The 24,532-nt window shown below is 44.8% G+C and carries 19 protein-coding genes; 8 read left to right on the plus strand and 11 right to left on the minus strand.

Going from position 1 to position 24,532, the window contains the following annotated elements; genetic code table 11:
• Positions 1 to 622: 622 nt before the first annotated feature.
• Complete coding sequence (locus tag VCHENC03_RS09385; protein ID WP_009706681.1) at positions 623 to 1,252, minus strand: hypothetical protein; 630 nt, start codon at positions 1,250 to 1,252, stop codon at positions 623 to 625.
• 713 nt (positions 1,253 to 1,965) lie between these two features.
• Between VCHENC03_RS09385 and VCHENC03_RS09380 the strand changes: the two genes are divergently transcribed.
• A complete protein-coding gene (locus VCHENC03_RS09380) occupies positions 1,966 to 2,550 on the plus strand; it encodes a flavodoxin family protein (RefSeq protein WP_009706682.1) in 585 nt (194 codons plus the stop codon).
• 63 nt (positions 2,551 to 2,613) lie between these two features.
• Here VCHENC03_RS09380 and VCHENC03_RS09375 read toward each other — a convergent pair whose 3' ends face one another.
• Positions 2,614 to 4,239 carry an ABC transporter substrate-binding protein gene (locus VCHENC03_RS09375; protein WP_009706683.1) on the minus strand — a complete coding sequence of 542 codons (1,626 nt, stop codon included), beginning with the start codon at positions 4,237 to 4,239 and terminating at the stop codon, positions 2,614 to 2,616.
• A gap of 187 nt (positions 4,240 to 4,426) precedes the next feature.
• Here VCHENC03_RS09375 and mpaA point away from each other — a divergent pair, with 187 nt between their 5' ends.
• Complete coding sequence (gene mpaA, locus VCHENC03_RS0126015) at positions 4,427 to 5,137, plus strand: murein tripeptide amidase MpaA (protein ID WP_083481846.1); 711 nt, start codon at positions 4,427 to 4,429, stop codon at positions 5,135 to 5,137.
• Between the two features lie 20 nt (positions 5,138 to 5,157).
• On the opposite strand, the gene VCHENC03_RS09370 is transcribed toward mpaA, so the two are convergent.
• Positions 5,158 to 6,009 carry an SIS domain-containing protein gene (locus tag VCHENC03_RS09370; RefSeq protein ID WP_005428937.1) on the minus strand — a complete coding sequence of 284 codons (852 nt, stop codon included), beginning with the start codon at positions 6,007 to 6,009 and terminating at the stop codon, positions 5,158 to 5,160.
• Between the two features lie 242 nt (positions 6,010 to 6,251).
• On the opposite strand from VCHENC03_RS09370, the gene murQ reads away from it, so the two are divergent.
• The 4 genes from murQ to VCHENC03_RS09350 all read left to right on the plus strand — a co-directional run bounded on the left by murQ (position 6,252) and on the right by VCHENC03_RS09350 (position 10,321).
• A complete protein-coding gene (murQ, locus tag VCHENC03_RS09365) occupies positions 6,252 to 7,154 on the plus strand; it encodes an N-acetylmuramic acid 6-phosphate etherase (RefSeq protein WP_009706685.1) in 903 nt (300 codons plus the stop codon).
• A gap of 28 nt (positions 7,155 to 7,182) precedes the next feature.
• Positions 7,183 to 8,637 (plus strand): PTS N-acetylmuramic acid transporter subunit IIBC, encoded by a 1,455-nt coding sequence (gene murP / locus VCHENC03_RS09360; protein WP_009706686.1) that lies wholly within the window; start codon positions 7,183 to 7,185, stop codon positions 8,635 to 8,637.
• 152 nt (positions 8,638 to 8,789) lie between these two features.
• Complete coding sequence (locus VCHENC03_RS09355; RefSeq protein WP_009706687.1) at positions 8,790 to 9,848, plus strand: porin; 1,059 nt, start codon at positions 8,790 to 8,792, stop codon at positions 9,846 to 9,848.
• A gap of 224 nt (positions 9,849 to 10,072) precedes the next feature.
• On the plus strand, positions 10,073 to 10,321 hold the full coding sequence (locus VCHENC03_RS09350; RefSeq protein ID WP_009706688.1) for a hypothetical protein: 249 nt from the start codon (positions 10,073 to 10,075) through the stop codon (positions 10,319 to 10,321).
• A gap of 12 nt (positions 10,322 to 10,333) precedes the next feature.
• On the opposite strand, the gene VCHENC03_RS09345 is transcribed toward VCHENC03_RS09350, so the two are convergent.
• The gene (locus tag VCHENC03_RS09345) at positions 10,334 to 11,236 is read right to left on the minus strand and encodes a LysR family transcriptional regulator (RefSeq protein ID WP_009706689.1); all 903 of its coding nucleotides are present in this window, start codon (positions 11,234 to 11,236) and stop codon (positions 10,334 to 10,336) included.
• Between the two features lie 92 nt (positions 11,237 to 11,328).
• Here VCHENC03_RS09345 and VCHENC03_RS09340 point away from each other — a divergent pair, with 92 nt between their 5' ends.
• Positions 11,329 to 11,982 (plus strand): CatB-related O-acetyltransferase, encoded by a 654-nt coding sequence (locus tag VCHENC03_RS09340; protein WP_009706690.1) that lies wholly within the window; start codon positions 11,329 to 11,331, stop codon positions 11,980 to 11,982.
• Between the two features lie 65 nt (positions 11,983 to 12,047).
• Here the strand turns inward: VCHENC03_RS09340 and VCHENC03_RS09335 are convergent, their stop codons facing one another.
• The 4 genes from VCHENC03_RS09335 to VCHENC03_RS09320 form a co-directional block, all read right to left on the minus strand.
• Entirely contained in the window at positions 12,048 to 13,727 is a 1,680-nt protein-coding gene (locus tag VCHENC03_RS09335) for a DUF342 domain-containing protein (RefSeq protein WP_009706691.1), read from the minus strand.
• Positions 13,728 to 14,174: 447 nt separating this feature from the next.
• Positions 14,175 to 16,193 (minus strand): tRNA(Met) cytidine acetyltransferase TmcA, encoded by a 2,019-nt coding sequence (locus VCHENC03_RS09330; RefSeq protein WP_009706692.1) that lies wholly within the window; start codon positions 16,191 to 16,193, stop codon positions 14,175 to 14,177.
• Between the two features lie 115 nt (positions 16,194 to 16,308).
• On the minus strand, positions 16,309 to 17,283 hold the full coding sequence (locus VCHENC03_RS09325) for a ParB/RepB/Spo0J family partition protein (protein WP_009706693.1): 975 nt from the start codon (positions 17,281 to 17,283) through the stop codon (positions 16,309 to 16,311).
• 7 nt (positions 17,284 to 17,290) lie between these two features.
• Positions 17,291 to 18,508 carry an AAA family ATPase gene (locus VCHENC03_RS09320; RefSeq protein WP_005428912.1) on the minus strand — a complete coding sequence of 406 codons (1,218 nt, stop codon included), beginning with the start codon at positions 18,506 to 18,508 and terminating at the stop codon, positions 17,291 to 17,293.
• Between the two features lie 1,242 nt (positions 18,509 to 19,750).
• Between VCHENC03_RS09320 and VCHENC03_RS09315 the strand changes: the two genes are divergently transcribed.
• Positions 19,751 to 21,721 carry a replication initiator protein RctB domain-containing protein gene (locus VCHENC03_RS09315; RefSeq protein ID WP_005435856.1) on the plus strand — a complete coding sequence of 657 codons (1,971 nt, stop codon included), beginning with the start codon at positions 19,751 to 19,753 and terminating at the stop codon, positions 21,719 to 21,721.
• A gap of 323 nt (positions 21,722 to 22,044) precedes the next feature.
• On the opposite strand, the gene VCHENC03_RS09310 is transcribed toward VCHENC03_RS09315, so the two are convergent.
• The 3 genes from VCHENC03_RS09310 to VCHENC03_RS09300 are packed head-to-tail and all read right to left on the minus strand — an operon-like array spanning position 22,045 to position 24,295.
• The gene (locus VCHENC03_RS09310; protein WP_009706694.1) at positions 22,045 to 22,512 is read right to left on the minus strand and encodes a hypothetical protein; all 468 of its coding nucleotides are present in this window, start codon (positions 22,510 to 22,512) and stop codon (positions 22,045 to 22,047) included.
• A complete protein-coding gene (locus VCHENC03_RS09305; RefSeq protein ID WP_009706695.1) occupies positions 22,512 to 23,444 on the minus strand; it encodes an ATP-binding cassette domain-containing protein in 933 nt (310 codons plus the stop codon). Before VCHENC03_RS09305 ends, VCHENC03_RS09310 begins: the two co-directional genes overlap by 1 nt.
• Positions 23,441 to 24,295: an ABC transporter ATP-binding protein gene (locus VCHENC03_RS09300; RefSeq protein WP_009706696.1), complete on the minus strand. Its 855-nt coding sequence runs from the start codon at positions 24,293 to 24,295 to the stop codon at positions 23,441 to 23,443. Before VCHENC03_RS09300 ends, VCHENC03_RS09305 begins: the two co-directional genes overlap by 4 nt.
• Positions 24,296 to 24,532 lie beyond the last annotated feature (237 nt).

A 24,532-nucleotide genomic window follows, 5' to 3' on the forward strand; every position in this document is an offset into this window, starting at 1 on the left:
CCGAAACCAAAAGCGCTACTTTAACCAAAGGAAACGTCTTCTTTACAAACCTTAAATACATGCAGAAAATAGAGATGGCGCAAGCAAAGAAAAAATCGTCATAAGTTATTTATCCTTCAGCGATAAGTGATGTCGAATCTAAGACACCTTCATAATCACGGGTATACATCAGCTATTTTTATTCCGCTTTCACCCTCTGATAAAGGGTCAAAAATATTGGTATGTTAATTACGAAAAAGTAACCGACGACAGCTCCCCTTGCTGCAGGGAACGTTAACCAAACACCGAAACACAGCACCACAGAGACCACGAAAGCCATTATGATTATTACTTTAATTTTGACCAGAATCGAATTAGGGAACAAAGGTAATAAGTAAACTAGTGCAAAAGGAATGAAAGCATAAAGATTGGTATTACCGTCGCTAATTGAAAGCTCGGTGTGCAGCATAACTACCAACATCAATAGTAGAAACAGTGATACGACCCTCGATAAAACGATCATCTACTCATCCTTTTTAAGATATTCCTTTAACGCTTTTATACACGACATACCAACGCTACATCGTTGAACTCTATCCTTTATGCTACGAGAGCTAGCACCAATACTTCAGCAATAAAAACATCACTTACATGTGTTCTTCTTTTTCAAGGAGATATACTCATCTATATACCCAACCCCACCATTCTCTATAGACTTTTCCAAATATTTCATAGCTTTACATTCATTACTTTCTTCTAAGTACACCTGGCTCATTATATATAGAGGAAAAGCTGGGGCAGCATTTTTGTACTCCAGTATTTTTTCCAATAACCTAATAACTTCACCGTGATCATAATTTTCATCATTATAATATAGAAAGTAGGCATAATTTGCTGAAGTTATTGGGTCGTTATATTCATCTCCTTTTTTATACCAATGCGTTAAACTATCTTCAGAAAAAAACTTCTCCTCTGAGAAATGTGCCACAAGCTGTCTTATGGCGTATTTATTACCGCAATCCCCAGCAACCTTCAAGTTTAACAAGGCCTTATCGAGTTTTTGTTCAAAAACGACACCTCGATAATAAAACATTCCTTTAATATAGTGATAACTACACTCGTCTTTATACTTTATTTTTTCAAGGTTATCGTATACATCATAGCTTGTAGTATTGAGGACTTCACTAAAAATATCCAGATAAAGATCATTACTATATGAAAGTCTACTAAATAGAATAATAAAAATCCAAAAAAACTTTCTATTTATGCTCAAAATTAAACTCCCTGTTATTACATTCTGATTTACAGTAATTAATTACATCATCTAGCTTAGATATGTTGTTTATAGCCTCATAGATTCCGTTACTTTCAACTACGAATTTTGTGATCACTCTAATTCTACTATTATTCGTAACTTCAGATGTGAAGATTAACACTTCAGCCGATTCACTTAAACCAGGAATATCAATAACTGCTTCAGAACCAATTTTGCCAGGGTTATGGTAACCAACCAAAGTACAAACAACCATGTAGCCCGAATTACATTGCCTCACTCCACTATATTGCGTAAGTTGTGGTGCCTCATACGTTGCACCAACTCTTTCTTGCAATTACTTGTGAACTTGCTGTTCTTGGCAAACCACGAATATCCTTTTAATTCCCTAAACCATCACAACTAAATCCTTTAATAGGATCATTCAATATCCTAAAAACTGCAGCGCTTGCCGCACCATTTTAGAATTCTCCTCTAATCAAAACGGACTTGAATGTTCTCCCGGTTACCGCCCCGACAGCAAACCGTTTAATAACAAGGTGCCCTGCGATTAAGTTAGCGATCGCGGTTACTTCAAAAACAACTACATTGCTCTTAAATCAATCAGCAAACATTTAGTTCACTCATTTCAAGCCACCTTCTTGACCTCAACCAAGCTTGAGGTTTTAGCCTTATTCGCACGATTCAAAATCAACAATGAAAAAGGAACCATTGTGTCCAAAATTGCGATTATTTATTTCTCTAAAACCGACGTTACTGGTCAGCTTGCTCGCGCGATTGCCGCTGGCGTTGAACAACAAGGCATTGAGCAACAAGGTGGATTTGAAATTCTCTTTCACCGTATTGAAGGCAGTGAGATTATTGAGGGACGTTTTGTGAACCCTAGCCTAATAGATGAACTTGCTGAGTGCGATGCGATTATCCTTGGCTCACCGACCTATATGGGTGGCGTAGCAGCGCAGTTTAAAGCATTTGCAGATGCAAGCAGTGAATCTTGGTATTACCAAAAATGGGCAGGAAAAATCGCGGCTGGCTTTACCAGTGGTGGGGCAATGAATGGCGATCAGTCAATAACGTTGCAGTACCTACAAACGCTAGCTAGTCAGCATGGTATGATGTGGGTCGGATTGGATAAGATCAGCAATTTTGGCGAGCAGAATCTGAATCGTTATGGCGTGCAAGGTGGCATTGTTGCTCAAGGCGGTGAAGACGGCCAGTTGCATGCCTCAGATGTTGCAACAGCGGAGTATCTTGGCAAACGAATCGCCATTCTCGTGAATAAGCTCTCCACTCGCTAGCAATAAAAAGAAGCCCCGTAAGATACATCTTCGGGGCTTCATATTTATCGCTTGTTTTGAGCGCTACTTCTTGATGTAGAGGTCTTTCGAGTAGATACGACCTTCTACGTTGTTCTTGGCAAAACCGCCAACCGTAGGACGAACCAAACGCGCTTGCATGTAGTAGTAAATCGGTGCGATTGGCATATCTGCCGCCAACAATTGCTCGGCTTGGTCATAGAAACCTTGGCGCGCTTTCTCATCCGTTGCGGCCAATGCACTGTTCATCGCCTTGTCGTAGGCTTCACTGCTGTAACGCGCAAAGTTACCTGATGAACCAGAGCGCAGTAGACTCAAGAAGGTGGATGCTTCGTTGTAATCTCCGCACCACGAGGCGCGCATCACATCGAAATCACCTTGCTTACGAGCTACGAGATAAGACTTCCACTCTTGGTTTTCTAATTCGACTTTCGCGCCCAAGTTGTTCTTCAACATAGAAGCAATCGCCACCGCAATCGCTTTGTTCGATTCACTGGTGTTGTACAGCAATTTGAAATCAAGCGGTTTACCATCACCGTATCCCGCTTCTTTCAGCAGCTCACGCGCCTTTTCATCACGCTGTTTCTGCGTCCATGTGCTGTATTCAGGCTGAGTCGCATCAAAACCGGCGGTATATTGGTGTGCGAACGTATAAGCAGGCAGATTACCTACTTGCGTGACACCATTCGTGATCACATCACGCATCATCGAATAAGACACGGCTTTTCGAACTCGTTCATCATCGAACGGAGGACGCGTGGTGTTAAACGCGTAGTAGTAAGTACAAAGTAGCGGAACCGCGGTATACGCTTGCTCGTAGTCCTTCTTCAACTTTTGCGCCATGTGGGTTGGTACATCTGAGGTGATGTCCACTTCGCCCACCGCATAGCGATTGATCGATGCGTTTTGGTTCTCAAACGGAATGTATGTCACTTCAGTGAGATGAGTATCCGCGCTATCCCAATAGTTTGGGCTCTTTTTCAGTTCAATGCGCTCATTCACCACCCATTTATCCAGAACAAATGCACCGTTACCAACAAACTGCTGTGGGTCACTCCACGGCTTTTCGCTGTTCTCAACCGTTGCTTTGTGTACAGGCATCATCGAGGTGTGGCCTGTCATTGCGACAAAGTACGGCACTTTGCTATCAAGTTCGAAGCGCAGAGTATGTTTATCGACGGCGGTGATACCAAGAGCATCCAGTGGCTTTTTACCTTCTGCTACGTCAGCGATGTTTTTGATCTTAGTAAGTTTGAGATACCAAACATTGGGAGAAGCAGTTTTCGGATCCACTGCACGACGCAGTGAATAAACAAAATCATCCGCTGTCACAGGATCGCCGTTCGACCATTTTGCGTCTTTACGCAACTGGAACACAAAGGTTTGGTTGTCTTCGGTTTGCCAAGATTCCGCAACACCAGGAACGATATTGCCATCGCGGTCTTGAATGACTAATCCCTCAAACAAATCACGAATCACGTGCATCTCTGGCAAACCTTCGGCTTTTGCAGGGTCTAGCGTCGCCGCTTCTGCATCGTTTGCTCGTACTAAATGTTGTTCCGGTGCGAGTTGCACACCATCAGGTAAAGAATCAGCTAGAGCTGAAGCGGATAAAAATGGGGTCAATAAAGAGGAAACCAGCAACGCTGTTGAATGCTTTTTAAAATCCATATCGTTTTTCGTTCTCCTAACACGTCTTTTGAAGCAAGTACCACAATTCATCATACAAGCATTGACGAACTTTAAGTGTTCAGTTTATATCCGAGTAATCTCAAGATGCTAAGTTCAACGGCTGTAACATGAGTTATATATAGCTTGAGTGATGAATAGATACTACTCGAACAACCAGGAGAATACGGTGAGTCTAATTCCAAGAACGGAAAGAGCGGCATTTTTAATTGCGCCAACATCATATGGAAAATCGGTACTGGGCGCGCCGTTGTTGTACTTCCCGGCACAAGTAGAAAGTAACTCGCGAGGCCTTATTCTCGCGGGGACACACGGCGACGAGACAGCCTCAATCGCCGGATTGTCGTGCGCGTTAAGAAGCTTGCCAGTGGAGTGTCTGAAACACGATGTGATTTTATCGATGAACCCAGATGCAAACCAACTGGGTACGCGAGCCAACGCCAATCAAGTCGATCTAAACCGTGCGTTTCCTACGCAGAATTGGACAGAGCACGGCACAGTCTATCGTTGGAGCTCGCATACACCAGTTCGAGACGTGAAAGTAAAAACAGGCGACAAAGAACAGCTAGAGCCAGAAGTTGACGCACTAATTAGTTTGATTGAACTGCGCAGGCCAAAATTTGTGGTCTCGTTTCATGAGCCATTAGCGTTTGTCGACGACCCTGCTCATTCTGATTTGGCCAAATGGCTCGGCAAGCAATTCAATCTACCTATCGTTGAAGATGTTGATTACGAAACGCCGGGGTCTTTCGGTACTTGGTGCAATGAACGCCAACTACCTTGTATTACGGTAGAATTGCCACCGATCTCGGCGGATCTCACGATCGAAAAGCATCTCGATGCGTTTATTGCTTTGTTGCAGCACGATCCAGATCTTTAATTTCTAGCTATACGAAGCGATCAAGTAAGGATCTGCTTGATATCGGTACTGATATCACTGATCAACTGACGCGCGCTTTCGTCTCTTTGTTGCACCAAAATAATAAACAGCAGATCCGTAATCACGTTTTGTGCCGTACGCGAAGCAATGGAAGAACTACGATGCTCTGTTTCATTGGCGATGGTATCAAACGTGATATCGGCAATGTCTCTCAAGCGGCTTCTCCCCGGAGCAGACAAAGCAATCACCTTTGCTCCCTGCTCTTTCGCCGCTTCCGCAGCCACCAGAATCTCTTTGCGTTCTCCTGAAAAAGAAATCGCGATCTGCACATCTTGTGAAGAGAGCGTACGCGCAACCGCAATTTGTACGTGACTGTCTTGCTCTGATAGCGCGGTAATCCCAAGCTTAAGCAGTTTAAAGCTCAAATCTTTTGCCGTAAGTGCAGAGCCGCCAATGCCCACCACTTGCACACGGCGCGCTTCACTCAACCACTTCACCGCTTGATGACACGCCTCATAAGAGAGCGCATTGGTCGTTTGGAACATAGCGTCGGTTTTCGCTTTAACCAGTTTTTGCGAAATCACCGCAATCGGGTCATCCGCCAGAATGTCACTGTGTAGCGGGGTGGATTGCATCGCTTGCTTACGGCCAATCTCTTCGTTCAACGCCAACTTGAACTCGCTATAGCCTTTATAGCCAATTCTCTGAGTGAATTTGACGATGCTCGATTGGCTCACTTGCACTTGCGCAGCAAGTTCTTGACTGGTCAATTGGGCGGCTTTTTCTGCATTTTCGACAATCCAATCGCCAACCAAACGACCACTTTGAGAGAGTTGAGTACGTCTTGCGACGATTTTATTGATAACGGACACGACAAAATTCCAAAAACTTTAAATAAATTATTCCAAAACAGAAATAATCACACTTTTGTTTAACTGCCTGATTAACTTAACAACCCTTGTTTCTACGTAGGTTATCTCATCAGTATTCTCGGTCATTATTCCAAATTTTTACTGAACAAAGAATAACCTCAAGTGTGATTTTTATCACCAAACCTGAATATTTTATTCCATAGAATCGCCCTCAGATTGAACATTTACGAAGAGTACAAAACATGAAAATTGATTTAAGCCGATTGGTGACAGAAAGCCGCAATCCAGCGAGCGCAGAGATCGATACGCTTTCTACCATCGAGATGCTGCAAGTCATTAACCAAGAGGATCAGAAAGTCGCTTTAGCGGTGCAAGCCGTATTGCCACAAATCGCGCAAACCGTCGATGCCATTACTGCAGCGTTCGCCAATGGTGGCCGTTTGATTTACATGGGCGCAGGTACATCTGGCCGCCTTGGTATTCTTGATGCGAGTGAATGTCCTCCAACTTATGGCACACACCCAGATATGGTTATCGGTTTAATTGCTGGTGGTCATCAAGCGATTTTGAAAGCGGTAGAAAACGCAGAAGACAACGCTCAAATGGGCCAAGACGATTTAAAAGCTCTGAATCTGACTCAGCATGATGTTGTGGTTGGCATCGCTGCCAGTGGCCGTACGCCTTATGTTTTAGGTGGTTTGGAGTACGCAAAATCTGTCGGAGCAACAACGGCATCAATCGCATGTAACCCAGAATGCGCAATGGCAGAAGCGGCGGACATCGCCATTCTTCCGGTAGTGGGCGCAGAAGTCGTCACCGGCTCTTCACGCATGAAAGCGGGCACAGCACAAAAACTGGTGCTGAACATGCTGACTTCTGGCGCAATGATTCGCAGCGGCAAAGTGTTTGGCAATTTAATGGTGGATGTAGAAGCCACCAACGCCAAACTGATTCAGCGTCAAACTAACATTGTGATTGAAGCAACAGGCGCAACAAAAGAACAAGCAGAAAAAGCCCTTGAAGCGTGTGAGCGTCACTGTAAGACCGCAATTTTAATGATTCTGGCTGATTTGGATGCTGAGCAAGCCAAATCTCGCCTCGCCGAGCACAACGGTTTTATTCGTGCAGCACTAAATAATAACTAAATAGCCCTAGTCCTGAAGGATAGTCCCTATGGCCAAAATTACCTCTAACACAGTATCGCAATTGCTCGCCGCAGTGGGTGGCAGTAACAACGTAAGTAAGTGCGGTAACTGTATGACGCGTTTGCGTTTATCTCTCGCGAATAACAGCTTGGCGGACCAATCCGTCATTAAACAAATTCCCGGCGTAATGGGGGTGGTAGAAAGCGACGAGCAATTCCAGATCATTCTTGGTCCCGGTAAAGCTCAGCAAGCTGCCGATATGATGAATAAGTTGATCGACAGCTTAATCTCTGGTGACAACGAAGAGCCTGACGCACCACAACAGGATCTTTCTGCTGTCGCTGCAGAGCAGAAAAAACAGATGAAGAGCAAGCAAACCAGTGCGGTTCAGCGTTTTCTGAGTAAGTTTGCCACCATTTTTACACCGCTGATTCCCGGCTTTATCGCTGCGGGTTTGCTGCTTGGTTTTGCCACATTATTGGAACAAATCTTCGTGCTCGACCAAACGCCAAGCCAGTTTATGTTGGATTTGATTGCCTACATGAAGGTCTTTGGCAAAGGCCTGTTCGCTTTCTTAAGCATTCTAATTGGCTACAACGCTCAACAAGCTTTTGGTGGCTCAGGTGTCAATGGCGCCATACTCGCTTCGCTATTTGTGTTGGGTTACAACCCCGATGCAACGTCAGGCATTTATTCAGGAATGAATGAGTTCTTCGGTTTTGCGATTGATCCGCGCGGTAACATTATTGGCGTGTTGATGGCCGCGATCATTGGTGCTCAGGTCGAGAAAAAAGTGCGTCAGTATATGCCTGACGATCTGGATATGATCTTAACCTCAGTTGTCACGCTTTTGATCATGGGTGCAGTAACGTTTTTGATCATCATGCCAATCGGTGGTGAGCTATTCAAAGGCATGTCTTGGTTGTTTCTAAACTTGAATGACAACCCATTAGGCGCAGCGATTTTGGCAGGTTTGTTCTTAATTTCCGTGGTATTTGGTATCCACCAAGGGTTTGTGCCGGTGTACTTTGCCCTAATGGAAGCACAAGGTTTTAACTCGCTGTTTCCTATCTTAGCCATGGCTGGTGGCGGTCAAGTGGGTGCTTCGATGGCGCTGTACTTCAAAGCTAAGAAAGACGCCCTGCTACGCACACAAGTAAAAGGTGCCATCATTCCAGGTCTACTTGGCATCGGTGAGCCACTGATTTACGGCGTGACGCTACCACGCGTTAAACCGTTCGTAACCGCTTGTATTGGTGGCGCAGCAGGTGGCTTCTTTATCGGTTTGGTCTCTTACCTTGGCCTGCCTGTCGGTCTAAACACCGTCTTCGGCCCATCTGGTATCGTTGCAATTCCGCTGATGACCTCAGCTAGCGGCATCTTTGCCGGCATGATGGTGTTCATTGGTGGCCTACTTATCTCTTACATTGTTGGCTTCCTAGCTACCTACTTCTTTGGCTGCAAAGACGTTGATTTAAGCTAAATCATTCTAACCCCTATAGGAATGGACTAGCTCGCGTCCTTGAGCTTTCAAGGGCGCACCCTCTCTCTACTTCTCACGACATTGATTTTATTCCGTTATTCGGAAGGGGCTTTGTCGTGCTTAAAAACAATAGAAACGAAAAGGTCGTTCACATGAAAAAGCACATTTTAACTCTACTTCTCCCTACTCTAATGGCATCGAACGCAGCGATGGCCGCTCAACTTTACCAAGCAGAAGACGGGTCGGTTTTGAACATTTACTCTCGTCTTGGCTTTAACGTCACTAATAAAAATGATGAACACGGTGATGCCAATGGTGAGTTTGATGGCCGTATTGGTTTAAATGGCTCACAAACCATCAACGAACACGCCTCTGTCATTGGCCAAGCGCAATACCAAGTAGGTGCAGCCGAATACGCCAACCAAGTGAACGACAAGCCTTCTCTCACAGCACGTTACGTTTGGGCTGGTATTGATGCACAAGATTACGGTCGAATCACAGGTGGTCGTGTTGCGTCAGGATTAATCATGTTCACCGACATTGGTGATGTGTTCGCGTCATCAGACGTATCTATGGCACGCCAAGCAAATAAAGTGGATAAAACCGCGACACAAGTTTTCCGTCAAGACGGTACGCTGCAATACCAAAACCGCATTGGTAACTTCGACGCATCGGTGGCTTACATTATTGGTAACAGCACCTCTGAACTCGACTACGGCTACAACGCAGCATTACGTTACACCCTAGAAATGGGCGATTTAGGCACACTAGCTCCTGTAGTTGCAATGCAAAAGAGCAAGGGCGATGCGCGTGAAAATAACGATACCGATTACACCTTCTGGGGTGCAGGTACGCGTTACTACTTGGGTGATTTGATGTTAGGTGCGCTTTACTCAGAAGATGAGCTAGAAGGTTACTTCTCTGAAACCAGTACCGATAAAGTCATGGAGCTGACCGCAGTTTACAGTGTAAATGACAAATGGGCGCTACGTGCAGGTTACCGCTCTCTAGAAAACAGTGACGGCGACGAGCTTGAGCTTAAAGACACAACAGTTGAAGTGCAGTACAAACTGACCCCTCGCTCTTCTATCTACACCAGTTATGTTGACCGTAATGGCTCACGCGGTTACGACAACGCACAAGAAGTCTCGTTTGGTGGTGCACATGCAGATGAAAGCTACTACCACTTCGGGCTACGTTACGAGCTGTAAATGTCCATACACTCGTTTTAGTTAGCTAAGATTTCCTCCTCGATATTTTTCCTGCCTTTAAAATATCGAGGAGTGAAATCTTCCTTCTTTTCAGTTACTAGCCACTCTATGAGTTTCCTAATAGGCATTGCTGTCAATTATCATTACATGCATGTTTACTTTTTCATCATGAAGCAAAGTACTCTCTCATCAATTAATTATCACTGAATCAATATGAGAGCCTTATGCCTGTAAAATTTTGCTCACACTGCAACAAACCTACTGAACACAAACGCGTGATGAAACGCATCAACACTCAACCTGAAAACACCAACGGCAAAACAGCCCGTTTAATGGTGTTGGTATCACGCTGTTTTACCGGTAACCACTATCACGAGTTAACACCTCAATTCTACTGCCGTACTTGTAATCAACACTTTCAAGGCACTGCAGAGATTAAAGACCTGCACGCTCAAGACAACCTGTCAGTTTAAAATGATTACAGCTTAAAATGATTGCTGTTTGAAATGCTCAATAAACGCCTGCGTTCGCTTTGGTAAATGCTCTCGTTTTGGGTACAGAATATAGAGCGGTAGGATCGCATCCGTTTGCCATCCAGGGAGTAACGGCACGAGTTGCGATCGCTCTTCACCGTTGAGTTTCTCCAATGCGAATTCATCCAACATTGCAACGCCGCATCCCGCAAGAGTGGCTTCAAGCATGGATTGAACCAAATTAAAGCTGAGTACACTTTGCAAAACCACTGAAACTTTTTGTTTGGTTTCCATATGATGAAAGTGCCACGTATCGAGGTTTAACTCTTCATTGCGATACACAATATGGTCAAGCTGATAAAGCTCTTCCGGCGTTGTTATGCTTGGTTTGTTAGACAAGTACGCTTTGTGCGCGAACGGTTTACAGTGTAAAGAGCGCAGATGGTGGCCAATATAGCCCTCGGGTGGATTGTTTGTGAAGAAAAACGCCACATCAAAGCCAGACTCAATAAGATCCAAAGGCGTTTCTGAGAAGATCACTTCGAACGTCACTTCAGGATATAGCTGGCGAAACTCGATCAATGCTCGGTTCAATAACGCCGCACCAAATGATGCCGACGCCGCGATGCGCAAATGCCCAGCGACTCGGTTACTTTCCATCACTTGTTCATTAATCTGTTCTGCCCCTTCCATCAAGCCCTTTACTTGCTGATAAAAGCGCAGCCCATCGTAAGTTAGATTAAATTGCCTTGTTGTACGTTGAATCAACTGTGCTGACAGAATCTCTTCTAACTGCCTCAATTGACGGCTCGCGTGCGCGTTTGAGCAACTCAGTTTTTTCGCCGCACCGGCAATACTCTTCTCTTCACATAGAGCGATGTACATCGGCACGTAGCTTAGCCACTTTATTTCCATATGGTAATTATGAATCTCTAAAAACAATCTACTGGAAATAATAGAAAGGCTCTACACTGCTTACAACTTAAAATTGGAACGGAGAATCACGAATGAACGCATTCGATACTTGGTTAAAAGGGCAAGTGATCAAAGACCATGTCACTAACCCGAATATTGAGGTAGGAGATTACAGTTATTACTCGGGGTTTTATCACGGTAAAACATTTGAAGATCAATCAGTTCGTTATTTGATAGGCGACAGCGTTACCCAACAAGAGTGGCAAGATGGCGCTTATGGCGAAGTGGACAAGCTGATCATTGGCAAATTCTGTTCCATCGCTTCTGGCGCGACCTTTATGATGGCTGGCAATCAAGGCCATCGGGTAGATTGGATTTCTACCTTTCCATTTTCTCCTGAAGAGTTTGGAGCAGATGTACAAAGCGGCTTTGAACGCGCAGGTGATACTGTTGTGGGTAATGATGTGTGGATTGGCAGCGAAGCGATGATCATGCCGGGCATGAAAATTGGAGATGGTGCCGTGATTGGTGCACGCTCAGTCATCACAAAAGATGTTCCGCCCTACTCGATTGTTGTTGGTCACAATCATATTGTTCGCCAGCGCTTTGACGACGAATGTGTCGCTATGTTGTCAGAAATCAAATGGTGGGATTGGCCCATTAACCATATTAAACAAGCAATGAAGATCATGTGCAGCGGTGATGTACGTGCGCTTGGTGCTTACTACCAAGAACACATTGCCTGATGTTTAAAAACAAAAGCCCGTGTACCTCTCAATACACGGGCTTTTTCATTCTTCCAATTAAAGAGTTAAATCGCGACGACGTCTTCTTCCTCTAAATTTGCCGCCACTTTGATTTCGTATTGGTTAAAGCTAAACATACAACCGCCATGGGTGCGTTTGGTTGTCACCTGTTCGTCTCCAAATTGCACTGTAACGCGCGTAAATACGCGATCTTTGGCTTCAACGATATTCTCTTCTAACGAGACTTCAAACTCTTGCTCAGTGTGTTCTAGCTTCTGTTTAACTTCTTCAAGGCGAGTATTGTTTTGCGCTTTCATTACTTCGATTTGAGCTTGTTCTTCATCAGTACGCTCTGCTTTAGGACGCTTCTTAAATTCAAGTTCCTTACGAATCACATCCATCGTGCCTTCTTGGGCCGATCTGTATTCTTCTTTTAAGCTGGCAATGCGCTCTTTGTACAAGGCGTAATTAGCAAAAGCCTCGACTTTCGTGGCGGTATCGCCTTCTACACCAAGTTGCGAACAAAGCACCTTACTTCCGACTTTGGCATCACCACCGCTTAAAGTGCCGTTTTTACCGCTGGCATCAAGTACCGTCAGGTTGCGTCCACACTCAATGTCGTTATTCATGCTGTGTACAGCGAGCTCTATATCCTCGCCAGACTGTAATTCACAATACTGGGCGTAACTAGCACGAATCGATGTTTTGGTTCGAACATGGCAACTTTTCGGCTGACCATCACTGACTGTGTGGCCAATTATGCCCTTCGCCACTTGGATATCACCCTCAGCTTGTACGTCCGCAGATTCAATAAAGCCACCAACGGTAATAGAGCCTGTCGCTTTGACAATCATGCCAGATTCAATGTTGCCGCCAATGATGACATTGCCTTTAAACTTAACGTGTCCGGTATTTACGCCCACACTATTCAGACACAGCGCATTATCAACTTCGATGGTTTTGTCTTTGATGAGAGGTGTCCCAGATACAGAAGCGAGCAGAAGGTTAGGATCGGCTTTGCTAATTTCCGTTCCTTTACCCGGTTTAATCGGACTGTCTTTGCCTGCTTGAGGAGGAATTACGCGACCTTGCACAGTAAAACCTGGAATACCCTTAGTAGCGGGCGTTCGACGCATGACCTCGTCGCCAATATCAACGGCAATGGTTTCACCCAAGTTGCGTAAATCAATCTTGTCGCTGGTCGATTGGCCTTCTTTTGGTTTTAGGATACGCTTGGTGATGTCTTTGACGAGGGGCGTAAAGATGGCGTCTTTACCTTTGACGGGTTGTTTGCCAATGGCGACAGGTTGAGTGAAGGTTTCTCCGGGTTTGAGTTGATTGCTGACGACCATAACTTTTTTAAGCGCCAACTTATTGATGCCTTTCGACACTCTCGCATGAGCCAGTGCTTGAACGATTTCAGGGCCACGCAAACCTCGGCCCCCATAAGCACCTACTATGTTCATGCTAGCGAGCATGTCGTTGTTCGACAGTTCAACTTCTACCTGAGCATTCTTAATCTGTGCGACGACGATGCCTTCGTATGCTTCAGCTTTACGCTCACGAGCACAGTTAATGAATCGAACCACTTCAGCGTCATCAACAAACGCCTGACTGGCATTCATTGCTTGAAGCTGTTCAGGCAACTCCTTTTGATTTAGCTCACCTCCGAGTTCAATATCTCCCGGTAGGCGGGCAAAAATCCTCGTTTTGTCTTCCGACCATTCAAGGCATATCTTCCACATAACCAATCCATCTGCTACCCATCACCCAATTCAGTCTAACCAAAATCATTTTCTGAACAAACCTCTCAATTCTCAGAATCAGGCTCACATCACTAAAGGAAGCCCCGCGACTTATGAGCTAGAGATAAGCTCACTCAGAATTTCTAAATCCGATTTAGATTCATTTTTTGCGTTGCGCTCTCCCTACTTCACCAAAGCATCACGACCTGTATTTGAATAGATGGTGAAGCCTCCCTAATGGGTAATCTGACTTTAAGGGAAGTTTATTATTTAGCTCATTTTATATATGACTAATAAGACAAGACTTCCGTTTACAGTGTAAATTGAGATTGCCCTTACATCTCAACCATTAGCCTTAGCAAAAGACCAAATAAAAAAGGGGAGGATTTACAGTGTAAACCCTCCCCTCCAGTTAACCACTTTTACAGTGTAAATTGCTTGCTCTGTTTACACTGTAAATTTAGCTATCAAAACTTGTAGCTCTTTTCTTATCTGCGCTTCAACTTGTTTACGTCCCGGCAAGCCATATTGCTTAGCGCACTCACTCCAGTCTTTGTTTAAGAATAATTTACTGATCATCAAGTCAGACACGTCAGCCAAACCAGATTGCAGTAACCATTGCTGAATCCAAACAGAGACAGATTCAAAGTTGTTCCCACCTTGAGCGTAACACTCGATTAACGTGCGCTTCGTTAAATGGGACTGGCAAGTAGATACCGAGGCTTGCAATAGCGCGCGAAGCAAACTTGGCTCTAACTTAGGATAAGTAGACGCCGCACTTAATGGCAACAGCTCTTCGAATAGCGAGTTGGCTTCGTTTATCCAAGCTTGTTGTGAGCCACACTGACGAACCATCAACAACGAGTAACACCCACTTGCCGCATCTCGCATACTTCCAAGACGAATGGATTCAAAACCAGATTGCTTCCAAAACGTAATCAGTTCTTCTGTTGCACCAAAGCTAGTGGACAAATAAGAGATATGAGGCGGCGTAGTTTGTTCCAACTGCTTCAACATTTGTTGGCCAATACCCTGCCCTTGCAAATCTGGATGCACCGCAATTCGCATGACTCGTAAAGTAGAAAGCGTCCCCACATCAGCGTAACCAAGTTGATTGATAATAGTCACTGGCGTCAGGTGCCCTTTCGGACGACGTTTCCCAAGCTGAATATCTTTAACGAGATTCGAATCGAGATTACCCTCCTCTACCGTTAACATCACCCCGACGATTTCATTGTTATTCTGAGCTATGTAGATCTGGCAATGTTCATCTTGCAAAAGATGCAGCAAATCATTCGGTGAGGTTTGATAGTGCGCATTCACGAGCAACGCAAAGCACGTTTTCAATACGGAAGGATTAGAAATCAACGCTGACTTACGGAGGTTGATTAATGAAATATCGCCAAGCTCAGTAGGCTGACTCGGAGTGAGTTCTGCATCCAGTAAAAATGCTTGGTAGAGCCACGCTTCTAAATTATCGTTTGTCGCCCATCGAATAGGTTGTTGAAGATGACAAAGTTTCATTCCTGGTCTTTGCTTTTGTAGCCAATCGACAAACTTAAGCGTAAAGCCACGGCCACAACCTTCATAACCATGAATGGTGGTTGAAAACACGAGACGATGATATTGCTCAGTAATCTGCTTAAGCATAGGAACCGGAATCGCGGCGGCTTCATCAACCAATAACAAGTCACACTCAGGTAAAGTAGAGAGTAATTCATCCGGTGCGATGAACTGAATGTAGCCCCACCCCGCTTCTAATCGGTCTTTCCTAACGCGCTCTGCGGTCGATAGCATTCTCTGCGCGTGCTGATAAACAGGTTCAACCGCTTTGATGCTTGGCGCTGTGACGAGAATTCGTAATGGCTTTTGCTCTAGAAGTTGCGCACATGCAATACCTAACGCACTGGTTTTTCCTCGACCACGATCGGCGGTTAATACTAAAGGACGTTTGCGATGCCCAGTCACCACTTTTTCGATAAAAGACACAGCTTCAGCTTGCTCACTATACTGTTGCGCTTTTTCCGCTTGGATGAAATCTGGTAATTGAGGTAATTGTGAATTCTCCTCAATAACACTGAGTTGTTGCCACTGCGTTTGCAGCCACAGTCCCGCTTCATCCGCGTGTTGCGTTTTGTCGGCAACCACAATCAATAGCCCACCGCCGACGAGCGCACCAAGAGCCGAGGTAAAACTGTTGGCATCAAACTCTTTTCTCGCGTCAAACAGCAGAACGTCACACTCACGGCCGAGCAACATATTGCCTTGTTTTGCATTTACGCAGTGGGTATTTTCTAGTAGCCAATCCCCTACGCAGAACCACGTCTGATTTTGCTGCTTTTGATGGAAGTCGGCAATCAAGGCGTTTTGCCAATCGGCATCACCGTAAATCACCACGCCATTGCGTTGAAAGGCTTTGAAAGATTGGAGTTGAAGCTGAGAAAGGAATTCAGATTGTGCGAGCATTACGTGTATCCAAGCATTGAACTAACGCCATGTTATCACATCTGGATTCATGGATACTTCGTCAAATTGCAGACATAAAAAAACCGCCCGGAGGCGGTTTCAAACAAGAAGAGGTTTACTTCATTTTGCTCTCAACGAAAGCCAGAATTTCTTCCATCAAGCTGTCGTCTACTTTCTTCAAGTTAAGAGCAAGGTTGTTACCTTTACGGCTGTAGCTTGCGCGACCTTTAACTAAATAAACTTTTTCTGCTTTCTTAGCCGGCTTAGCAGGCGCTAATTCTGCAATCCAGCTTTCGATGCTCTCTGTCACTTCTTTAGTAAGACGAGCCACACCTTGAGCTGTACTGCGCTGCCACAAATAACCTTCCGACGTACGACACTTATCCAACAAGTTTTGTTGTTGTTCGCCGTTCAATGTCGAGAACTGCTTATGCAGCTTAACAATTGTTGGACGACCTAAATCACCAACATTCGGGTAAGCTTGCAAAAGTTCAAGCGGAAGTGCCGCAGCTTTTAACGCGCCGCTCACCAATGCTTCACTGCACTGGAACATTTTTGCTAGTGCTTTTTGGTCTTCAGCTTCGCCACTTTCAAGTTTCGCCTGCATCTCTTTACCTTTTTCGTATAGAGACAGTGGCTTGTGCGCGTTTGCAACATCAGAAAGGAATTTCGCGTGGTCTGTGTTGATGCCGTCACCAACGTAAACCAAGAAATCCTGTCCTGCTAAGATACAAGACATACGACGGCGGCTACCGTCTAATACTTCAATCTTGCCATCTTCAGTGCGACGACCAACCGCTGGATACTGTTGACCACGCTCTTTCAACGTCACCAACACATCCGATAAAGCGTGTTCGTTTAGGAAAGATTGCTCACGAGCGTTCTCTGCAAATACGCTAGTGTCTGTCGCCACTTTATCCGCAGGAATGCGCACCAATTCAAACTGAACGGTGTTCTCGCCAGCTACAGCAAGTTCGATAGTTTGTGCTTTGTCTTTTGCCGCCGTTTGCGCTTCTTGAGGTGTCGCAACACGACGCTTATTGGTTTTACCAAATAATTTCGCGTTTAATTCAGACGTTTTCAATGCCATTTATTCATTACCCCTGATTCAATGACGGCCAGTTAGAGTGCAGTACGCGCTCTAGTTCTAGTGCACTCTTATGTACCGCATCTTGTGCAGTAGCGAGTGTTTTCTTACCACCTTCGAAGTCGCCTACGGTCAAATCAAACACTGTGCTGTAGGTGTCAGCACACGTTTCGAATGCACGACTACGAGGAATAGTGGCCATCATAACTTGGTCACCTAGAAGATAGTTCATTTCAGTTAGAACAGAAACTTGCTTCTTGTTGTCGTCTTCAAACATGGTTGGCATCAAACGAACAAACTCAAGACCGTTCCAATCTTCTGGGAACATCTCGTAAACCGTTGGAAGGTGTTGGAAGAAGTTTACTGTTGAAGCCCAGTCAAGACGCTTCGCTGCACAAGGAATCAATAGCGCGTTTGATGCGTACATCGCGTTCCATACTAGCGGATCAACGTGTGGGCCGGTATCAATCATAATCACGTCGAAGTCATTCGCAATCTTGTCAATCAACTGCTCTTTCAACAGACGAACGATATCTAGCGATGGGTCTTCAGAGAGTGTTTGCCACGCTTCTGCGTTGAACATTGCGTCTTCTGGGAAAGCAGAAATCGATTTCAAGTTCGGGTATTGCGTTGGCAACAGCACGTTCTTGTGTAGAAACTCACGATCGATTTCAACGCCATCTGGCACGTTACCAAGCATGATATCAACTGCTGAATAGATGTTGTCATGCTCTGCCACACTGATTTGTGGGTTCAAGAACAGACGCAGAGAGCCTTGAGGGTCAAGGTCAATCAAACAAATGCGGTAGCGTTTATCTAGGTTTAGCGCCAGACATGCCGCTAAGTGAACCGCTGTCATCGATTTACCCGTACCACCCTTTTGGTTTTGTACGTTGATGATCCACGGTTTGTTTTCAGAATTCTTTTTACGTTCATGGAATTTAGGCACTTCTGCCGCATCCATTAGCATGTGCGCTTCTTCAAGCGTGATTGAATAATGGTTGGCATTATTCTTTGTAAATTGATGACCTTCCGCTTCCATCTTACCGATAGCATCGTCCAGCTTACGGCGAGTCAAACCTGAGCGGGTTTCCATCATTGCCTTAGACATTGGTGGGAAGTAGTTGTCACTACGCTCTTCCAAAACAATCTCAATACGGTCAGCTTGAACTTGTTGCGTCAGTTCTGCTAATTCCTGGAGATTTTCAATCGTTGTTTCTCTTTTCATGCCAAATTCCGTTGGAAGGATATCTGCATTTAATTGTACAGCACTGCAATCCAAAAACAACAAAAAGGTGAACGTGCATTTTGAATAACCATCACATAAAAAACACTCACAAACGCCTGTTTTATGATTTCACCTTAAAAACATCACAAAATTTAATCAAATCTATGCCAATAAAGCGCTTCAAACTTTGAAAGAATGAAAATGTCACAGTGTCACGTATTTACAATGTAAATCTATAGTTTTTCCGGAACGATTATAGAAAGACGCTAAATTACGGATAGTGTGAGATGAATCTAGTGTTTGACGATGAATGAGCGTTTTTAATTAAAAACACGAGAAGCGACTACCTTGATCATGCATCCAGTATGTTTATTCATGTAAAACAGCGATGTTGAACGGAAGAATGATCAAGGAAGCATCATGATCATTCTTCCGTCGAGAGCAGCAAATACGAAAGCATGATCAAGGAAATTATGTGTCCCAGTACATTGCACATCGATTTTTCAATGCGATCAATTTATCGGAAAAATGATCAAGTGAATTTCAGCCTCGGAAGCATGCTTTTTCACGGCCAATTTACGGATGAATGCAGATAGACTGGGGGATAGAGGCCAAATCAAAGATAACAACGTGGAACGATGAAAATAAACCGAAAACAAAATGTAGAACGCGATATCATGATCATGCTTCCGTTTGTTTCGGGAGAATGCAGAGAAACAAGGCGTGCGATGTAAAATTGGACAAGGTTTCAGCATTTGCGCAAATAGTATTCACAAGCAGCGACAGAACGATGAAAAACGACGCTCTTGATCATTGTTCCAAAGGTAAAACCCCACTGCTTTACCGCAAACGAAGACAAAGTTTTCCAAGGCGTACCTTTATTTCTGTGGATAAGTTGTACAAACATCATGATCATCGTTTCACGACCTTTTTGATCATCTTTTCAGAAACTTAATGATCATGCTTACGGCGCTTTGTGATCATGCTTTCTGACTTTTGTTGATCATCGTTTCGGAATGTTCATGATCATAGTTCCGAATTGCCGCTTTAAAATATCCATTTAAAACATAAACTTACGCCGTCAAAAATCTCCAGATCATTAGATCATATAATCAATTAAGATCAGATTAATCAAAAAGATCAGTTATTTAAAAAACAAAGATTTTTTCTTTATTTATGATCTGTTTTTCTTTATTCTTCGGAACCATAGCAAAACTACGGCTAGTGTGATCTGGATCTAAAATGACGGCTGATGAAAAAATTCTGATTAAAGCGCCAAGAAGCCATAAGGATGGGCACCTTTTTGAGGTACACGAATCTTCTGCAGATTGGGTAGAGCAATACCAACATTTCAAAGGGGTTACCAAGAGCATCTTAGAGTTGCTTAATCTGATCTCCTTACGAGGATTCAGCAGCAAAGACGGTTTGGTCTCCACAACAGAAATTGTGGCAGCAACCGACGGTCAACTAACCAGAGCCGCATTACAACAACGCTTACGTGCAGCCGTTAACATTGGTTTGTTTACTCAAACACCAGTGCGCTTTGAAGAAGGCCTTGCTGGTAAAACCATGTTGCACAAGTTCGTTAACCCTAACCAGCTAATCTCAGCCTTAGGAGCCACCAGCTTAGTCACAGAAAAAGTTCGTCAAAGCGAAAAGCAGAAGCGTTCTAAGGCCTTGGCACAAACCCAAGTGAACAAGCGCCTGTTGAATGAACATGGTCTGAATACCCCACCGATGATGAAGGATGAAGCGGATCAATTTGTCGTTTCACCAACTAACTGGGCAGGGATCATCGACCAAGCTTTAGCGCCACCACGCACTCGTAAGAGCTACCAGAAATCCATGGTGTCGATCTCTGGCACCAAAGCTGTGATTGAAACACGATCGTCGAAAAACATCATGACAGTGGACGATCTGATGACGCTGTTTGCTCTGTTTACACTGACCGTGCAATACCATGATCATCACAAAGATCAGTACCACATGGATGCGGCGCATGTGCCGAATAAAACCCCGTTGTACATCACGGATATCCTGTCATTGCGTGGCAAGAAGGACAGCGGCCCGGCACGCGATTCAATCCGTGACAGTATTGATCGAATCGAATTTACCGATTTCCAATTGCACGAGCTAACAGGTCGTTGGCTAAGTGAAAACATGCCAGAAGGCTTCAAGAGTGATCGTTTCCGTTTCATTGCGAGAACCATTACCGCATCGGAAGAAGCGCCAACAGAAGGCGCTGACGGCGAGATTCGCATTAAGCCGAACTTGTACATCCTAGTCTGGGAACCTTCGTTCTACGAAGAACTGCTGACGCGTGATTATTTCTTCTTGTTCCCGCCAGAGATTCTGAAACAACACACCTTGGTGTTCCAGCTGTATTCGTTCTTCCGTAGCCGCATGGTGCGCAAACACACCGATTGCATGTTGCTGAGTGAGTTGAACCAAAAACTGGCACGCAACATCGAATGGCGTCGTTTCTCAATGGATCTGATCCGTGAGTTGAAGCGCTTGTCTGACGGCAAAGGGACGGAAGATCTTTTTGTTGTGAACTTATGGGGCTATCACTTAACGATCGAGACTATGATCGAAAATGGCAAAGTGATGGACTACCAAGTCGACATCAAGTGCGATGTGGAAGAGGTATTGCGCTACTCTCGCGCTCGTACGACCAACGCAGGAAAGCGCAACATGGCGCCTACGCTGCCAAACCCACTTCGTAATGAGATGGTTACGAGGCAGCAGCTAGACGAGCTCTCAGGCATCATAGACGGCGAATTTGAGCCGATTCAACGCAAAGCACCGTCTCCACGTGGCAATTTGGGCCGTCGAGTGAAACAGAAAAAGCACCTAGTCGAGATCAACGCGGACGAGATAACCATTACTCTATCCAAATATACCTCTCCAGAGGCCCTAGAACGCAGTATAACGGCTTTATCGGCAATGACAGGGCATTCCTATGCCTCAATCAAAGAAGAGTGTTCTGAGTTCATTGACAAGCTTGATTACCTGCGAGTAGGGGACGCCCCTCTGCCATACGAGACATTGAGCAAGACTGTGGAGCTGTTTAACGGCCAAAATGACGTGAAACATTTGACCATCGAGCGCTTGATCGCTGGGTTGGCTGTTCGTCGAAAAGTGTGTCGTCAGATTTTTGAAGGTCACATGGATGAGATGGTATTCAGAGCACTTGATGAAATGGCGATTTAATATGAATCACGTGGATGCTTTTCGAGTGATAAGCATGACGAATTGATTCAGAATGTAACAATGAATTGCACTGATGGAAATCAGACCTAACTCTTACAAATCACTGACATTGCGGTTCCGAGGGCAGACTAAGATTTATCCCGAATAGACAACCTTTTGTCCTTTCTGATGATTAATAGATTGGCTCATATTGTTACATTCATTCTGAATAGACTTCGCGAGTTTCTCCTCAAGAAACTCGCTTTTTTTTATCTAAAATTCCTGTCCTGTGCATCTGCTTAAACTGACAAGTCCTAGTTTGTTACCTTGATCATCTTTCCGAATCAATGACGTAACCCTTGATCATGCTTCCTAGTTTCATTCCAATTCAATGATCGCATCAACGCAACGTGTGACTCGATCAAGCTGCTCGCTTGCTGTTGCCATTCAGTTTGATCGTGTTGCTGATTACAAAACTCTAACGCCAGAACGGTCAAATGTTGTAAGCGTTTGAGACACCAATCCTTGATAAGAATATCGGTCATTGGTTGGCAAGCCGATTGTTCGAGCTTTGCACCGGTGTATTGCAGGATTTGAAAGGCTTTTTGATGGTCTTGATGCCTAGCGTGTTGAAAGACTCTTAAACAGCCATCTAGCCAACAAGCGATCGCTTTACTCTGTTCGTCCGTCAGTTCTGGACCAAACACAGCAACAGGCGCTTGGTATAAGATCGCTTCTAAGCTTTCTACTTGATCATGCTTCCGATTGTCGTACCAATCTGATAGTTGATCTTGCCAGGTCATCAAATCCATTAGGCTGCCTCAGTCCATTGTTTTACAAAGTGATTTGGTCCGATTTGATCATAGTCTTCGACCACAACGCTGCTGCGACTGCGGATCTCATCGGCATCTATTGAATAGTTTGGTTCACTTTCCACCAAGTTACCAAATGGCAGATCAGGATCCGGCACCGCAGAGATCAATAACTTAGTGTATGGGTGTTGTGGATTCTTTAAGATCGCTTGGGTATCTCCCCATTCGACGATCTGCCCTTTGTACATCACAGCCGTTTCTTCGGCGATGTAATGCGCGGTTGCAAGGTCGTGAGTGATGTATAGGAACCCGATCCCCAGTTCTTGCTTCATACGTTGCATCAGATTGAGTACGCCTAAACGAATCGATACATCCAGCATCGACGTTGGTTCATCAGCAAGGATAAGTTGTGAGCCTACCGCTAGAGCGCGCGCTAGATTAACGCGTTGACGCTGGCCACCACTGAGTTCGTGAGGGAACTTGTTCAGCGTTTCCTCTGGCAACTCTACCAAATCCAACAGCTCTAGCAGTTTGGCTGGGATTTCTTTGTCACTTTTCACTTGCTTATGAATCTTCAGGGGGCGAGTTAAGTGATGGCGAATAGTATGGGTTGGGTTTAAAGAGCCAAACGGGTCTTGGAACACCATTTGAACCTTACTGCGGTAATCCTGAATCTCACCACGAGCAGTGATGTCGTTGATGTTTTTGCCATTGAAAAGGATCTCACCATCGCTGGCTGGATAGACCTTGGTAATTAATCGCGCGCAGGTGCTCTTGCCGCAACCTGATTCGCCCACCAGCGCGAGGGTTTTGCCTGCATAAAGATCAAAGCTCACGCCCTGAAGCGCACGGAAGGTTTCTTCTTTGGCGAAGCCACCACCGACTTTGAATTCCTTGATCACGTTTTTCATTTGGATGATCGGTTCAGTCATGCTGGTGCTCCTTCCGTTTGTGGCTGTTTATGTACATCGTGAATATTCGGGAACGAAGCCCAAAGCTTTTGGGTGTATTCGTGTTGAGGATGATTGCGGATTTCGTATGAGCTATTCACTTCAACAATCTTGCCGTGGCGCATGATGGCAATGCGGTCGCACAATTGGCTCATGAGCGCTAAATCGTGGGTAATAAAGAGCACTGAGAAACCAAACTCGTCACGTAACTGATAGATTTGCTGCAAGATTTCACGTTGAACCACCACATCGAGCGCCGTGGTTGGCTCGTCCATGATGATCAATTTGGGATTGAGGGATAGGGCAATCGCAATCACCAAACGCTGACGCATGCCTCCGGAGAACTGGTGTGGGTATTCTCCCAGACGATTTCTCGGTATGTTGACCAAGTCGAGAAGCTTCTCTGCACGGTCTTTGGCTTGCTCGTTGGTTAATCCTTTGTGGTGGCGTAATACGTCGGCAAATTGCTCCTGAACGGTGAGAACAGGATTCAGCGAGTTCATGGCACTTTGGAATACCATTGCGATCTCGCTCCAGCGTAGCGTGTTTAGCTCATTATCAGGCAGACGAAGGATGTCTTTGCCTTCAAACAGAATTTGCCCTCCAGAGATAAAAGCAGGTGGCTTGTGCAGACGGTTGATAGAGAAAGCAATGGTACTTTTACCACAGCCTGATTCACCTGCCAGACCAAATATTTCGCCTTTACCAATATCAAAACTCACCGATTTCACAGCATTGAAGTCGCCGTTGTCGGTGATGTAATCCACACATAACTCTCTGATCTGAATGACAGGATCAGAGTGATATGCCTGATTCAGGTTTAGTTCACTCATCATTACACCTTACCAATACAAAAGATAATTATTATCATTATCAGGTGTGTAAGGTTTGCGAAAGGCAAAACCGTCTAATCAGTGAAGTGACTCGAAAGTTGAGTGTAATAAAAAGAATTTTTTCCGTTATGGAAGTGTGAATTTACGAGGGAAAAATGAGAGCTGGATCAGCTCACTTTTCGTAGGGGGAATTCTTCAAATTTAATCGCTAAAAACGCGCTTTGCAAAAACTAAATG

This window comes from Vibrio sp. HENC-03 (assembly GCF_000305755.2).
Lineage (GTDB): Bacteria > Pseudomonadota > Gammaproteobacteria > Enterobacterales > Vibrionaceae > Vibrio > Vibrio owensii.